The following is a 13,381-nucleotide window of genomic DNA, read 5'->3' as shown; positions in this document are numbered from 1 at the left end:
CTGAGTTTAGGGACTGCCGACACGGCCTTTCGACCCGTCCACAGGGGTGAGCTTCCCCACACAGAGCGTTATTCCAGAAGCACGCACAACGGGAAACCCCTTGTCGAACCGTGGTACGGCGGGTTTCCTCTCCGAACACTAGCCCCGACATGTGGTAGAGGTCTCTGTTCGAGAGGCCAGCCGCCGAATGGGTTTCTTTGTGGAGTCCCTACGAATGGGCGAATGATTCTTTGCGGTGGGACCGAGCGTGTTCGGCCATCGGGCAGGGCCTTGTCCCCACCTCTACCCGTGAGTAGCGTGCGTGTCCTCTCTGCATCTACTGCCGGTAACCGAGGGGAGGCGGCGGCATGACACACAGAGTGGTGGCCGTGGTGGCCGCAATCGCGCTGTTGCTTGAGGCCATCGCCCTGGTGGCGGTCAATGGCATTCTGGCCACCGTCATCGACGGCCAGAACATGTCCCTGGACGGCCTCGATCCCCGTGCGATGGTCATGGGGACCTGGGCGGCGGGGATCGTTCTCGGGCTCTATCTGTGCGGCTGTGCGCTGGTGTGCCTCTTGACGGGCCTACGCGATCAAGCCCCCAGTCGCCTTCCCCGTGCGCTACTGATCGGTGCGGGTGTGGTGCATGGGGTGCTGGGCGCGATCGCCGCAGGGCTCGTCGGCTGGGGCGCCTTTGCCTCCCTGATGGCGGTGTTGGGTTTGGTGGTGATGGTGCTGGTGGTTTACGGAAAGCGGGAGCCGCAGACGGGAGCCAACCCCAGTGGACCAAGGGCCGACGGGCCGGGGGCTCCCAACGGAGTCGCGCCGGTGTGATGCGCGCCGACCTCGCTTCCACCATCGAGGGCGGGGTGTCGGCACGGTCCAGCCGATCCGGCTCTGGTCAGTCGTTGGGGGCGGGGTCCTCAGTCCAGAGCTCGGTGATCGAGTAGCCCAATTCGGACATCAACCCGCGTAGCAGGGGTAGTGAAAGGCCGATCACATTGCCGTGATCGCCATCGATTCCCTCGACGAACGGCGCTGAGCGCCCGTCCAGGGTGAACGCGCCGGCCACGTGCAGTGGTTCACCGGTCGCCACATACGCGGCGATCTCGGCGTCCGTCGGCTCACCGAAACGAACCGTCGTGGACGCGGTCGCGGAAGCTATCCGGCCGGTCGTGGTGTCCGTGACGCAGTGGCCGGTGCGGAGCACCCCGGCCCGCCCGCGCATCGACTTCCAACGAGCGGTGGCTTCTTCGGCGTCGGCGGGCTTACCGAGGGCCTCACCATCGAGTTCGAGCACCGAATCGCAGCCGATGACCAGCGCGCCGGCGGCCTCGGGGAGCGCGGCGACGACTGCGGCTTTCGCCTCAGCGAGTACCAGGGCGAGCTCGGCGGGGCTCGGGGCGGTCAGGGCGTCCTCATCGACACCGCTGACGATCACCTCGGGTGCGAATCCGGCGGTACGGAGCAGACCGAGCCGGGCGGGCGACGCGGAGGCGAGGATGAGGCGAAGGCGGGGGGTTTGGGCGGTCATGGCGCCATCGTAGGCGGTGGCTAGTGAAGGCCCACCACAAACATCGCAAGCACCATGGCCAGGGCAAGCACCAGGCCCGCACGGCGCATCATCGCCTGCGTCTCGCGCAGTTCCCTGGGGGGCTCGTTCTCGGGGTCCGACCACAACATGTCTTCGATCCTGCGGCCGTGGCGCGGGTGGGCGCCTGAGTACGGGTACTCAACCGGCCGGGCGCCCGAGACCAGATCCCCGGGCGGAGGGTATCGCGTGATAGCGCGGTGCGCCCCTGCACCGGCGGAAGGCCGTACAAGGGTCTGCCCGCATGCGGATCACACCCGAACCGAATCACACCTGAAGCGAGACGAACCGCGGATCGCACCCGAACCGCGAACCGGGGAGGAAGCACGGACGGTTCGTATGCGAACCGCGTACGTACCGCGTACGAGTCGAATGCGGTGAGGGAACCACGGGGTCAGGTGCCCTGGCCGCGAGCCCCGCCGAGGGACCGCGCGACCGGGAGGAGGACCCCGCGGGAGGGCAGCCCTGCCCAGCTGTGCCGTGTTCCCCAGCTGTGCCGGGGCTGTGGCCGAGGCATCACCCCGACCCTCCAGACCCCTTGAAGGGGCACCCGCAGGCCCCTTGGGGCATCACCATGCCTCAGGCGCCCCCTGACGGGGCCGGGTCACACCGGCCAGTAGGTCCGCGCCCAAGCGCGGGGCCCCGGCAGCGGGCTGTTGCTGCGGGCGATACGCGCCGGGTCCGCCCACTGCTCCGGCAGCCGCACAGCGCCTTCGGGCGCCAACGCCGACGCCGCCGCCCGGGCCTGGACCACCGCCAGCGCGGCGGCCAACTCCTCCGGCGTGGGATTGCCTCGAATGACCTTGATCATGACCTCGCCCTCTCTGACGACATGAGCGTGCGCCCCGGTGGGCTACAGCGGGATGTTGCCGTGCTTCTTGGGCGGCAGGCTCTCCCGCTTGGTCCGCAGCTGGCGCAGACCGCGCACCACCTGCGCCCGGGTCTCCGACGGCATGATCACCGCATCGACATAGCCGCGCTCGGCTGCCGTGTACGGATTGAGCAGGGCGTCCTCGTACTCCTGGATCAGTCGCGCCCGGGTGGCCTCCACCTCGGCCGGGTCCTCAACCGCCGCGATGGTGCGCCGGTGGAGGATGTTCACCGCGCCCTGTGCGCCCATCACCGCGATCTGCGCGGTCGGCCAGGCCAGATTGAGATCGGCGCCCAGGTGCTTGGAACCCATCACGTCATAGGCACCGCCGAACGCCTTGCGCGTGATCACTGTGATCAGCGGCACGGTCGCCTCGGCGTAGGCGTAGATCAGCTTCGCCCCGCGGCGGATGATGCCCCCGTACTCCTGGTCCACGCCCGGCAGGAAGCCGGGGACATCGACGAAGGTCAGTACCGGGATGTTGAACGCATCACAGGTGCGCACGAAACGCGCGGCCTTTTCGGAGGCGTTGATGTCCAGACAGCCCGCGAACTGCATCGGCTGATTGGCGACCACCCCGACCGGGAAGCCCTCCACCCGACCGAAGCCGGTGAGGATGTTCGGTGCGAACAGCGACTGGGTCTCCAGGAACTCGCCCTCGTCCAGCACATGCTCGATCACCGTATGCATGTCGTACGGCTGGTTGGCGCTGTCCGGGATCAGGGTGTCGAGCTCTCGGTCCTCCGCGCTCACCGCCAGCTCGGCCTCCTCGGGGAAGGCGGGCGGCTCGGAGAGGTTGTTCGACGGGAGGTAGGACAGCAGGGACTTCACATACTCGATGGCGTCCTTCTCGTCCCCCGCCATGTGATGGGCCACACCCGACGTCGTGTTGTGGGTACGGGCACCACCGAGCGCCTCGAAACCAACGTCCTCACCCGTGACCGTCTTGATGACATCAGGACCGGTGATGAACATGTGCGAGGTCTGGTCGACCATCACCGTGAAGTCCGTGATCGCGGGGGAGTAGACGGCCCCGCCCGCACACGGGCCGACCACCAGCGAGATCTGGGGGATCACGCCCGAGGCATGGGTGTTGCGGCGGAAGATCTCGCCGTACATACCGAGCGCGCTCACCCCCTCCTGGATGCGCGCACCACCGGAGTCATTGATCCCGATCATGGGACAGCCGGTCTTCAGCGCGAAGTCCATCACCTTGATGATCTTCTGTCCGTAGACCTCTCCCAGCGCACCGCCGAAAACGGTGAAGTCCTGCGAGAAGACGGCGACCGGCCGGCCGTCCACCGTGCCGTAGCCGGTGACCACTCCATCCCCGTACGGACGGGTGGCCTCCAGGCCGAAACTGGTCGATCGGTGCCGGGCCAGCTCATCCAGCTCGACAAACGAATCCTCATCCAGCAGAAGACCGATTCGCTCACGGGCCGTCAGTTTGCCCTTGGCGTGCTGCTTCTCCACCGCGCGCGCGGAACCGGCATGAGTGGCCTCGTCGGTGCGGCGCTGAAGATCGGCGATCTTTCCCGCGGTGGTGTGGATATCGATCTGTACCGGCTCGGACATCGGGATGCGGCTCCCTGGCTGGTCAGCCGCCTGGAGCGGCCGTCGGTGGATCTCACTGGCTACATTTCGTAGCGTATCCGCGTGGATACCGTTCGGCAGTGCGGTGTTTACCACACCTAACCTGTCTTGCATGACGCCCCAGAATGCGCCCGGTAATCGCTGGTCCGACCTGGATCGGCCACCGCTCAACGCCACCGCGCTGCGCCGCGCCCTGCTGAGACCCGAGGGTCTTTGGACCTCTTTCGACCTCGTTTCCGCGATCGGTTCCACCAATACGGATCTAGCCAACAGGGCCGCCTCGCTGTCGGGCGAGGGCGCGGTGCTCGTCGCGGAGGAGCAGACAGCGGGACGGGGGCGGCTCGACCGGGTGTGGAGCGCGCCGCCGCGCTCCGGGATCTTCCTCTCCGTACTGCTGCGACCCGGTCCCGAGGTTCCGGTCGAGCGCTGGGGTTGGCTACCGCTACTCGCCGGGGTCGCCGCCGCGACCGGGCTGAGCAGTTCCGCGGGCGTCGACACCTCCCTCAAATGGCCCAATGACCTCCTGGTGACGGTGAACGGCGAGGAACGCAAGGTCGGCGGGATCCTCGCCGAGCGGGCGGGCGACGACGCGGTCGTCATCGGCATCGGCATCAATGTCACCCTGCGCCAGGACGAGCTCCCCGTACCCACGGCCGCCTCCCTCGCGTTGGCGAACGCCATCACCACGGATCGTGACCCGCTGCTACGGGCCGTACTGCGCTCGCTGGAACACTGGTACACCCAGTGGCGCACCGCTCAGGGCGACCCCCGGCTCTCCCGGCTGCAGGAGGCGTACGCGGCGGGCTGTGCCACGCTGGGCCGCACCGTGCGGGTCCAGCTGCCCGGCGACCGGTCACTGACCGGAGAGGCCGTCGCGCTCGATGGTGACGGACGGCTGGTGCTCGCTCTCGCGGACGGTGAACGGCGGCCGATCAGCGCCGGCGACATCGTGCATCTGAGACCGGCTGGCTGATCTTCCGTGCTAGCGGGTGAATGGGTAGGGCGACTGGCACGTGAGCCAGGGCACACCTGCCGTATCGTTGAGGCGATCGAGCGACAGACCGGCAGGGCAGTGCGCAGGGAACGGGCAGGAGGCGGGTGGTGACCGTCGACGACACCACTTCCGGCGCGGACGCGTCGGACGGGTCCGCCGGCTCCCGCGGTGCCGCTGGCACCGGGGCCGCTCATCCGACGCCCCACCATGCCGTCGACCACACGGCGGAGCCGACCGACGACCCCTTGGCCATTCGGCTGGAACAGCTGATCCTCGGCGCCGAGCGTCGCTACACCCCCTTCCAGGCCGCCCGGACCGCGGGCGTCTCCATGGAGCTGGCCTCCCGTTTCTGGCGGGCCATGGGGTTCGCGGACATCGGTCAGGCGAAGGCGCTCACCGAGGCCGACGTCCTGGCGCTGCGCAGGCTCGCGGGTCTGGTGGAGGCCGGGCTGCTGAGTGAGCCGATGGCGATCCAGGTGGCGCGCTCCACCGGGCAGACGACCGCGCGGCTGGCGGAGTGGCAGATCGACTCCTTCCTGGAGGGGCTGACCGAGCCTCCCGAGCCGGGCATGACCCGTACCGAGGTCACCTATCCGCTGGTCGAACTGCTGCTGCCGGAGCTGGAGGAGTTTCTGATCTACGTCTGGCGGCGGCAGTTGGCAGCAGCCACCGGACGGGTCGTCCAGGCAGCGGACGACGAGGAGATGGTCGACCGTCGTCTCGCCGTGGGATTCGCCGACCTGGTGGGCTTCACCCGGCTCACCCGGCGGCTTGAGGAAGAGGAACTGGGCGAACTGGTCGAGTCGTTCGAGACCACCGCGGCGGATCTGGTGGCCGCACACGGCGGACGGTTGATCAAGACGCTCGGCGATGAGGTTCTCTTCGCGGCCGACGACGCCAGGACGGCCTCGGAGATAGCCCTCCGGCTGATCGACGCGATGAACCAGGACGACACCATGCCCGCGCTCCGGGTGGGGATCGCCTTCGGCACGGTGACCACGCGCATGGGCGATGTCTTCGGTACGACGGTGAACTTGGCCAGTCGGCTGACGTCGATAGCGCCGAAGGACGCCGTCCTGGTGGACGGGGCGTTCGCCGAAGGCCTGATCCGTACGGGAGACGCGCCCGCTTCGGAGGCGCAGGCGGCGGAGGCGGCGGCGACGGCGGAGAAGGAGGGCGAGATCCCTCCGTCGTACCGCTTCGCGCTCCAGCCGATGTGGCAGCGGCCGGTCCGAGGACTGGGCGTGGTGGAACCCTGGCTGCTGACCCGCCGCCCCTGACCCCGGGGGTTCATCGGACGAGCCCGATCCGGGGCGCGGTGGACCTGTTCAACCGCTGGCGGATGCTGCCCGTACGTGGGTTGTGCCGCCGGTGCCGAACGGGCCGCGGGGGATCGGCGCCGTGGTGTGTGGGGTGCCGGGTCCCAGGGGTAACGCTCCAGCCTCCTGATCGAGTCGGGTGAAGCAGGCCGCTGCGAGCTCGTCGGACCCGAGCCGCCGCGCAAGCCGTTGCGAACTGGTGTGTACCGCCGTGGTGCGAGGGAGCCGGAGGTGCTCTGGGCGCCTGGGGCCTCTCGTTTGGATCTTGCCGGGCTCGCCTGATCCAAACGGCAGACCCCAGGGGGCTGGGCTTGCTGCGCCTATGATCCGGTGAACCAACGTTAACCGGGAGGGTGTCCCATGTCCGACGCTGAGCAGCGCTTCGGTGACTTCGTCGTCGTCCGCGACCATGGCCGGGTCGCTGAACTCGTCCTCGATCGCCCTGCGGCGATGAACGCCGTCTCCAGCGCCATGGCCCGCTCCATCGCCGCGGCCTGCGACTCGCTCGCCGCCGACCCCGAGGTACGTGTCACCGTCGTCACCTCCTCCCATGAGCGGGCCTTCTGTGTCGGCGCGGATCTGAAGGAGCGCAACTCCTTCACCGATGCTGATCTGCGGCGACAGCGCCCCACTTCGCGGGCCGCGTACACCGGTGTCCTGGAACTGCCCATGCCCACCGTCGCCGCCGTGCACGGGTTCGCCCTCGGGGGTGGCTATGAGTTGGCGCTGGCCTGCGATCTGATCGTCGCCGACGCCACCGCGGTGGTGGGTCTGCCCGAAGTGTCGGTCGGTGTCATTCCCGGTGGTGGTGGTACCCAACTGCTGCCTCGCCGAGTGGGGGCGGCCCGCGCCGCGGAGTTGGTGTTCACGGCGCGCCGGGTGGCGGCCGAGGAGGCGTTGGGTCTCGGGCTCGTCGACCAGTTGGTCGAGGACGCTCGGACGGGTGCCCTGGAACTCGCGGCCCGTATCGCCGCGAATTCCCCCGTCGGATTGCGAGCCGCCAAGAAGGCGATGCGGCTGGGGCAGGGTCTTGACCTGCGGGCCGGACTTGAGGTGGAGGAAGCGGCCTGGCGCACGGTCGCCTTCTCCGGGGACAGGGCCGAGGGCGTTGCCGCCTTCAACGAGAAGCGGAAGCCGGAGTGGCCCGGAGTGTGACTCTGGGTGATCACGCAAACCGTCAGTCACTGCCACCGATCAATTCCAGCCAAACCTCCCTAAGCTGGGGTGATGGCTGAGGATCGGCAGTTGCGGGCTGTGGTGGCGCTGGCGCAGGCAATGGCTGCGGCGCATACTCCGCGTGAGTCCTGGCGGGCGGCGGCAGTGGGCGCGTGCTCCGCGCTGGCCGGCTCCTTCGCGGCGCTCTCCGTGTGGGAGCGAGACCGCGGGCGGCTACGGGTGTTGGTGAACGCGGGGGACCGCGCACCCGATGAGGAGGAGTTCCCGGAGGCTGAGACCTACCCCGTGAACCGCTTCCCGGAGATCACCGAGTTTCTTCATGAGCGATGGGCCGGGGGTGGTGAACCGGATGCGTGGGTGGAGTCGGTGGACGGTCCGCTGCTGCCGGAGCCGGGTGAGGAGTTTGAGCCACATCGGCCGGGGTGGGCGGAGGGTGGCGAGAGCGATCCCCCCGATGCCGATGCCGATGCCGGTGCTGGTGCTGGTGCCCGGACAGATGATGCGGGTGAGCCCCTCGTGGTTGGCCAGGACCGGGACCGGGACCAGGGCCAGGGCCAGGGTCAGGACCAGGGTCAGGGTCAGGGTCGTGGCAGGGGCCAGGGTCGGGGGAGCGGGCCGGGCCCGCTCCACGCTGCTGACCATGCCGCCGACCTGGGTGAAGCGCGCCCAGCGGACCTGCTCAGGAAGAGCGGGCCCGGCCCGGCCGAAGGGGCCGCGACAGGGCCGCTGTGGCCGGGGCACGAGCTGAGGGCCGACCCCTTCGCGCCCAGGGACCTGGCGCTCGCCGAAGGGTCCGAGCCACCGCCATGGGATGGTGGCGCAGGGTCCGAGGCCGGGGCGGCACCGGAGGCGGACCGCCATCCCCCGCTGGCCGCTGAGCCGGGACAGCGCCGGCAGTTGGCCGCACGCGGCTACCGGCACCCGTCGCTACCGCCAGGACCCACCGGTCCCCAGGCCCGGGTGGCCGCCCTGCGCCGGCGCCGGCGCGGCTGCTGTGTGGTGGCCCCGATCGTTCTGCACGGCCGCGCATGGGGCGAGTTGTATGTCGCCCGGCCGCTCGGCGCTCCCGTCTTCGACCGGGAGGACGCCGACTTCGCCACGGTGCTCGCCTCCGTCATCGCCTCGGGCATCGCTCAGACCGAACGCCTGGAAGAGGTCCGCAGACTGGCCTTCACCGACCCGCTCACGGGCCTGGCCAACCGTCGTGCCGTCGACACCAGGCTCGACGAGGCGCTGGAGCGGCACCGTGAGGACGGCTCCGTCGTCAGTCTGGTCGTCTGCGATCTCAACGGCCTCAAGCAGGTGAACGACACCCTCGGCCATGCCGTGGGCGACCGTCTGCTGGAACGGTTCGGCTCGGTGCTCTCCCTCTGCGGTGCGCTGCTCCCGGGCGCGCTGGTGGCCCGCCTCGGCGGGGACGAGTTCTGTCTTGTGTCGGTTGGCCCTTCGGCCGATGAGGTCGTACGGGTCGCCGGCGAACTCTGCGTACGTGCCGCGGATATGGACCTGGGTGAGGGCGTGGCCTGCGGAGTCGCCTCAACGGGCGACCCGATCGGCCAGGTGCGCAGTGCCCGCAGGCTCTTTCGGCTCGCCGACGCCGCGCAGTACCGGGCGAAGGCCGCCCGCTCCCCGAAGCCCGTCGTGGCGGGCCGTGACGGCCATGTGCTGCAACTCGCGGACACCCCGCCACGCCCCCAGCACCAGCCGGAACGCCGCCGCTTCCGCGGCATGTCACCGGACGACGCCCACGAACCCTGGAGTGAGCCCTGAGACTCCAGGGCCTCGCCTGGGACCGGGCGGACACCGGTCGCGCGTCGGCCGCCCCGCGGCTCCCGTGTTTCGGCCGGACGCAAGAGACGTCCCCCAGCACTGATGACATAATGCAATGCAATACGTAGGCTGCTGAATATGAATATGCAAACCGTTGTGGTGGGAACGTCCGGTGTCACCGTCGACGACGTCATCGCCGTCGCCCGCGCGGACGCCCGGGTCGAGATTTCCGCCGGCGCCCTCGACGCGCTCGCCGTCGCCCGCGCGATCGTGGACGACCTGGCCGCCAGGCCCGAACCCGTCTACGGCGTCTCCACCGGCTTCGGCGCGCTCGCCACCCGCCACATCGGCCCTGACCTACGGGCGCGCCTCCAGCGCAACATCGTCCGCTCCCATGCCGCCGGGATGGGACCGCGCGTCGAGCGCGAAGTCGTGCGGGCGCTGATGTTCCTGCGGCTGAAGACCCTCTGCTCCGGACACACCGGCGTACGCCCCGAAACCGCGCTGACCATGGCCGAACTGCTGAACGCCCGGATCACCCCCATCGTCCATGAGTACGGCTCCCTCGGCTGCTCCGGGGACCTCGCCCCGCTCTCCCACTGCGCACTGACCCTCATGGGCGAGGGTGACGCCGAGGGCCCCGACGGCCAGGTACGCCCAGCGGCCGAACTCCTCGCGGCGCACGGCATCACACCCGTGGAACTACGGGAGAAGGAGGGGCTGGCCCTCCTCAACGGCACCGATGGCATGCTCGGCATGCTGATCATGGCGATCGCCGACCTCCAGCGGCTCTACACCTCGGCCGACATCACCGCCGCCCTCTCACTGGAAGCGCTCCTGGGTACCGCCAAGGTCCTGGCCCCTGAACTGCACGCCATCCGTCCCCACCCCGGCCAGAGCGTCTCCGCCGCCCAGATGGCCGCCGTACTCAAGGGCTCCGGACTCACCGGCCACTTCCAGCAGGACGAGGCCCCCCGCGTCCAGGACGCCTACTCCGTGCGCTGCGCTCCCCAGGTCGCCGGCGCGGGTCGAGACACCGTCTCCTACGCCCTGGTGGTCGCCGAACGCGAGCTGGCCGCTGCCGTGGACAACCCCGTGGTGCTGCCGGAAACCAATCCCGACGGGTCGGGCGGCGAAGGCGGTCGAGTCGAGTCCAACGGCAACTTCCATGGCGCTCCGGTCGCTTATGTCCTCGACTTCCTGGCCATCGCCGCCGCCGACCTCGGCTCCATCGCGGAGCGCCGCACCGACCGGCTGCTGGACAAGAACCGCAACCACGGCCTCCCCCCCTTCCTCGCGGATGACGCGGGCGTGGACTCGGGCCTGATGATCGCTCAGTACACCCAGGCCGCCCTGGTCAGCGAGATGAAGCGACTCGCGGTGCCGGCGTCCGTCGACTCGATCCCGTCCTCCGCGATGCAGGAGGACCATGTGTCGATGGGGTGGTCGGCCGCCCGCAAACTGCGCACCGCGGTCGACGCCTTGGGCCGGATCATCGCCGTCGAGCTCTACACGGCGACCCGCGCCATCGAACTGCGCCACGGTCTGACCCCGGCACCCGCGTCGACCGCCGCCATCGCCGCGCTGCGGGACGCAGGGGTCCAGGGCCCTGGCCCGGACCGCTTTTTGGCGCCGGATCTGGCGGCCGCGGAGTCGTTCGTACGGGAAGGAAAGCTGGTCGTGGCCGTGGAAGAGGTCACCGGACCGCTGATCTGAGTTCATCCGCCCCATCTGGGCCGGGTGTACCGCCTGGCCGGGCCAGGAGGCGGCCACCCGCAGCACGGGCCGAGGGCCGTCCCCACTGGTGGTGGGGACGGCCCTCGGCAGGTCGGGCGGGCGCTGGATTCCAACCGGCCCTTGGTGAGGGGGCGGAGGGGCGCTACATCGGGATGGCACCGCGCTGGCGCACGGCGTAGGTCACAAAACCCACGCCGATACCCAGGAACGCTGTGCCACCGATCAGATACGGAGTGGTGTCAGGGCTGCCGGTGTCGGCGAGCCTGAGTTCCTCGCTGCCCGCCCCCGCGGTGGATTGCTGTCTTTCCGTCCCGTCCTGGTCGGCGGTGGCGTTCGCTGACGGAACGAACCACATCGCACAGAGAAGCGTCCCTGCGGTGACGGCGGTCAGAAGCGGTCGGCGTGCGACGGACACGGACACGATCTCCCTTGAGGAGTGCTTGAGTTGGCCGGATGTGCTGATGCTAGTGAAAGCAGCGGTTCATGGGAAAGCCGGGCAGTCTCAAGCCCCAGGCGCGGATGCCGGGACCCCACCAGGGAAGATGGTGATACACCGGGAGGGCGGCCGTGGAGAGATCCGGCGAGTGGTGTTCCCCACATCCGCGGGGGAAAAGGAACCGGGTAGCCCGAAATAGGTGTTGAACTGAGTAGTTCGGTCAGGGGAAAACGGGACGATGGAGAAGCGTGTGATGACGGACAGCAGGCGGCGCAAGGGTCTTATAGCCGCGTCAGCGATGATGAGCGGTGTGCTGGTGCTGTCGGCCTGCAGTAGTGATGCCGGGGACAAGGGCGGGGACAGTTCGGACAGCTCGAAGAAGTCGCAGGCCCAGGTGGACGAGGCGGCGGCGAAAGAGACCTCCAAGGCCAAGATCGCCATCCTGCCCAAGAACGGCGCCACCAACGCGAGCATCAACAACGCGGCCAAGGTCACCGTCGCCGAGGGCACGCTCACCCAGGTCACCATGACCAGCGAGGGCGGCAAGGCCGTCAAGGGGACGCTGGCCGAGGGCGGTAAGAGCTGGGCCCCGGACGCGCAGTTGGAGCGTTCCACCACCTACAAGATCGCCGTCACCGCGAAGGACGCCAAGGGCCTGACCGCCCACGAGAACGCCTCCTTCACCACCGTCGCCCCCGGCAACAGCTTCATCGGCAACTTCACGCCCGAAGACGGTTCCACCGTCGGCGTCGGAATGCCGGTCTCGATCAACTTCAACAAGGCGATCGCCGACCGCAAGGCCGTGCAGGCCGGGATCACCGTGTCCTCCACCAGCGGTCAGGAGGTCGTCGGTCACTGGTTCAACTCGCAGCGCATCGACTTCCGTCCCGATCAGTACTGGCAGGAGGGCTCGACCGTCACCCTGAAGCTCGCCCTGGACGGGGTGGAGGGTGCGCCCGGTGTCGTGGGCGTCCAGCAGAAGACGGTCACCTTCAAGATCGGCCGCAATCAGGTCTCCACCGTCGATGTGAAGACCAAGACCATGACGGTGACCCAGGACGGCAAGACCGTCCGGGAGATCCCGATCTCCGCGGGCGCCCCGACCACTCCCACGTACAACGGTCAGATGGTGATCTCCGAGAAGTTCAAGGAGACCCGGATGGACGGTGCCACCGTCGGGTTCACGGACGCCGACGGCAAGGGCGAGTACGACATCACGGACGTACCGCACGCCATGCGGCTGTCCACCTCCGGCACCTTCATCCACGGTAACTACTGGGGTGCCGACGGGGTCTTCGGGAACAGCAACACCAGCCACGGCTGTATCGGTCTGAACGACAAGCAGGGTGCCGACGACCCGAAGCAGCCCGGTGCCTGGTTCTACGACGGTTCGATCATCGGCGATGTCGTCATCGTCAAGAACTCCAAGGACAAGACGATCAAGCCGGACAACGGCTTGAACGGCTGGAACATGAACTGGGCCGACTGGAAGGCCGGTTCCGCGGCCTAAACCCCCGTTGACCTGGACTTACGGCAGTGGAGGCTGGAGGGTCCAGCGCACGCTTCCACGGAGCTGACGCGTTGGTACAGGCATAAGGCGGCGGTGCCCCGGGGCACCGCCGCCTCGCTGTTGCCCCGGGGGTGGCAGAGAGCTTCCACACCGTTGATCCCGCGATGGACGTCTCCGCCGCCCTCACCGCTGACTGAGCGTCGGCCCCGCCCCCGACGAGCGAACCCGCGGTATGAGGAGACGGCGGCGACGACGAGAAGGCGGCGCCGAGGTGGGAGGCGGTGAGACAGCGAGGCGGTGACCTAGAGAAGACAGCGGGAGGGTGACCAAGGGAAGACAGCGGGAGGGTGACGAAGAAGAAGACGGCCAGACGGTGAAGACCGACGAAGCCGCCCCAATCTCC

11 protein-coding genes and 2 pseudogenes are annotated in these 13,381 nt (G+C 68.9%); 8 read left to right on the top strand and 5 right to left on the bottom strand.

Annotation, left to right across the window (positions count from 1 at the left end; translation table 11 throughout):
* The first annotated feature begins 347 nt into the window (after positions 1-347).
* A complete protein-coding gene (locus NBG84_RS13430) occupies positions 348-815 on the top strand; it encodes a hypothetical protein (RefSeq protein ID WP_250919621.1) in 468 nt (155 codons plus the stop codon).
* A 67-nt stretch (positions 816-882) separates the two neighbouring features.
* On the opposite strand, the gene NBG84_RS13425 is transcribed toward NBG84_RS13430, so the two are convergent.
* The 4 genes from NBG84_RS13425 to NBG84_RS13415 form a co-directional block, all read right to left on the bottom strand.
* The gene (locus tag NBG84_RS13425) at positions 883-1,515 is read right to left on the bottom strand and encodes a Maf family protein (protein ID WP_250919620.1); all 633 of its coding nucleotides are present in this window, start codon (positions 1,513-1,515) and stop codon (positions 883-885) included.
* A 20-nt stretch (positions 1,516-1,535) separates the two neighbouring features.
* Positions 1,536-1,664 (bottom strand): morphogenic membrane protein MmpB, encoded by a 129-nt coding sequence (gene mmpB / locus NBG84_RS40610; RefSeq protein WP_285366658.1) that lies wholly within the window; start codon positions 1,662-1,664, stop codon positions 1,536-1,538.
* A 512-nt stretch (positions 1,665-2,176) separates the two neighbouring features.
* On the bottom strand, positions 2,177-2,383 hold the full coding sequence (locus NBG84_RS13420; protein ID WP_250919619.1) for an acyl-CoA carboxylase epsilon subunit: 207 nt from the start codon (positions 2,381-2,383) through the stop codon (positions 2,177-2,179).
* Positions 2,384-2,425: 42 nt separating this feature from the next.
* Complete coding sequence (locus NBG84_RS13415) at positions 2,426-4,018, bottom strand: acyl-CoA carboxylase subunit beta (protein ID WP_250919618.1); 1,593 nt, start codon at positions 4,016-4,018, stop codon at positions 2,426-2,428.
* A 130-nt stretch (positions 4,019-4,148) separates the two neighbouring features.
* Here NBG84_RS13415 and NBG84_RS13410 point away from each other — a divergent pair, with 130 nt between their 5' ends.
* The 6 genes and pseudogenes from NBG84_RS13410 to hutH all read left to right on the top strand — a co-directional run bounded on the left by NBG84_RS13410 (position 4,149) and on the right by hutH (position 11,011).
* Positions 4,149-5,009 carry a biotin--[acetyl-CoA-carboxylase] ligase gene (locus tag NBG84_RS13410; RefSeq protein ID WP_250919617.1) on the top strand — a complete coding sequence of 287 codons (861 nt, stop codon included), beginning with the start codon at positions 4,149-4,151 and terminating at the stop codon, positions 5,007-5,009.
* Positions 5,010-5,137: 128 nt separating this feature from the next.
* Positions 5,138-6,310, top strand: a complete 1,173-nt coding sequence (locus tag NBG84_RS13405) for an adenylate/guanylate cyclase domain-containing protein (protein ID WP_250919616.1) — start codon at positions 5,138-5,140, stop codon at positions 6,308-6,310.
* Between the two features lie 399 nt (positions 6,311-6,709).
* Positions 6,710-7,504: an enoyl-CoA hydratase/isomerase family protein gene (locus NBG84_RS13400; protein ID WP_250919615.1), complete on the top strand. Its 795-nt coding sequence runs from the start codon at positions 6,710-6,712 to the stop codon at positions 7,502-7,504.
* Positions 7,505-7,576: 72 nt separating this feature from the next.
* A pseudogene (locus NBG84_RS13395) lies at positions 7,577-7,921 on the top strand (diguanylate cyclase); the annotation flags it as partial.
* A gap of 387 nt (positions 7,922-8,308) precedes the next feature.
* A pseudogene (locus NBG84_RS13390) lies at positions 8,309-9,295 on the top strand (diguanylate cyclase domain-containing protein); the annotation flags it as partial.
* A 138-nt stretch (positions 9,296-9,433) separates the two neighbouring features.
* Positions 9,434-11,011, top strand: a complete 1,578-nt coding sequence (gene hutH / locus NBG84_RS13385) for a histidine ammonia-lyase (protein WP_250919614.1) — start codon at positions 9,434-9,436, stop codon at positions 11,009-11,011.
* 163 nt (positions 11,012-11,174) lie between these two features.
* Here hutH and NBG84_RS13380 read toward each other — a convergent pair whose 3' ends face one another.
* On the bottom strand, positions 11,175-11,447 hold the full coding sequence (locus NBG84_RS13380) for a hypothetical protein (protein WP_250919613.1): 273 nt from the start codon (positions 11,445-11,447) through the stop codon (positions 11,175-11,177).
* A 259-nt stretch (positions 11,448-11,706) separates the two neighbouring features.
* On the opposite strand from NBG84_RS13380, the gene NBG84_RS13375 reads away from it, so the two are divergent.
* Positions 11,707-12,978, top strand: a complete 1,272-nt coding sequence (locus tag NBG84_RS13375; RefSeq protein ID WP_250919612.1) for a L,D-transpeptidase — start codon at positions 11,707-11,709, stop codon at positions 12,976-12,978.
* The last annotated feature ends 403 nt before the right edge of the window (positions 12,979-13,381 follow it).

Origin of the sequence: Streptomyces albipurpureus, from assembly GCF_023701525.1 — a bacterium.
GTDB lineage: Bacteria > Actinomycetota > Actinomycetes > Streptomycetales > Streptomycetaceae > Streptomyces > Streptomyces albipurpureus.
Note: the sequence above shows the minus strand (reverse complement) of the source record. Positions and strands in the feature narration are given on the sequence as shown.

Coding starts and splice junctions, on each gene's coding strand:
- NBG84_RS13420 (WP_250919619.1), bottom strand. CDS start 2,383: ATGATCAAGGTCATTCGAGGCAATCCCACGCCGGAGGAGTTGGCCGCC.
- NBG84_RS13410 (WP_250919617.1), top strand. CDS start 4,149: ATGACGCCCCAGAATGCGCCCGGTAATCGCTGGTCCGACCTGGATCGG.
- NBG84_RS13430 (WP_250919621.1), top strand. CDS start 348: ATGACACACAGAGTGGTGGCCGTGGTGGCCGCAATCGCGCTGTTGCTT.
- NBG84_RS13400 (WP_250919615.1), top strand. CDS start 6,710: ATGTCCGACGCTGAGCAGCGCTTCGGTGACTTCGTCGTCGTCCGCGAC.
- NBG84_RS13425 (WP_250919620.1), bottom strand. CDS start 1,515: ATGACCGCCCAAACCCCCCGCCTTCGCCTCATCCTCGCCTCCGCGTCG.
- NBG84_RS13415 (WP_250919618.1), bottom strand. CDS start 4,018: ATGTCCGAGCCGGTACAGATCGATATCCACACCACCGCGGGAAAGATC.
- NBG84_RS13375 (WP_250919612.1), top strand. CDS start 11,707: ATGGAGAAGCGTGTGATGACGGACAGCAGGCGGCGCAAGGGTCTTATA.
- hutH (WP_250919614.1), top strand. CDS start 9,434: ATGAATATGCAAACCGTTGTGGTGGGAACGTCCGGTGTCACCGTCGAC.
- mmpB (WP_285366658.1), bottom strand. CDS start 1,664: ATGTTGTGGTCGGACCCCGAGAACGAGCCCCCCAGGGAACTGCGCGAG.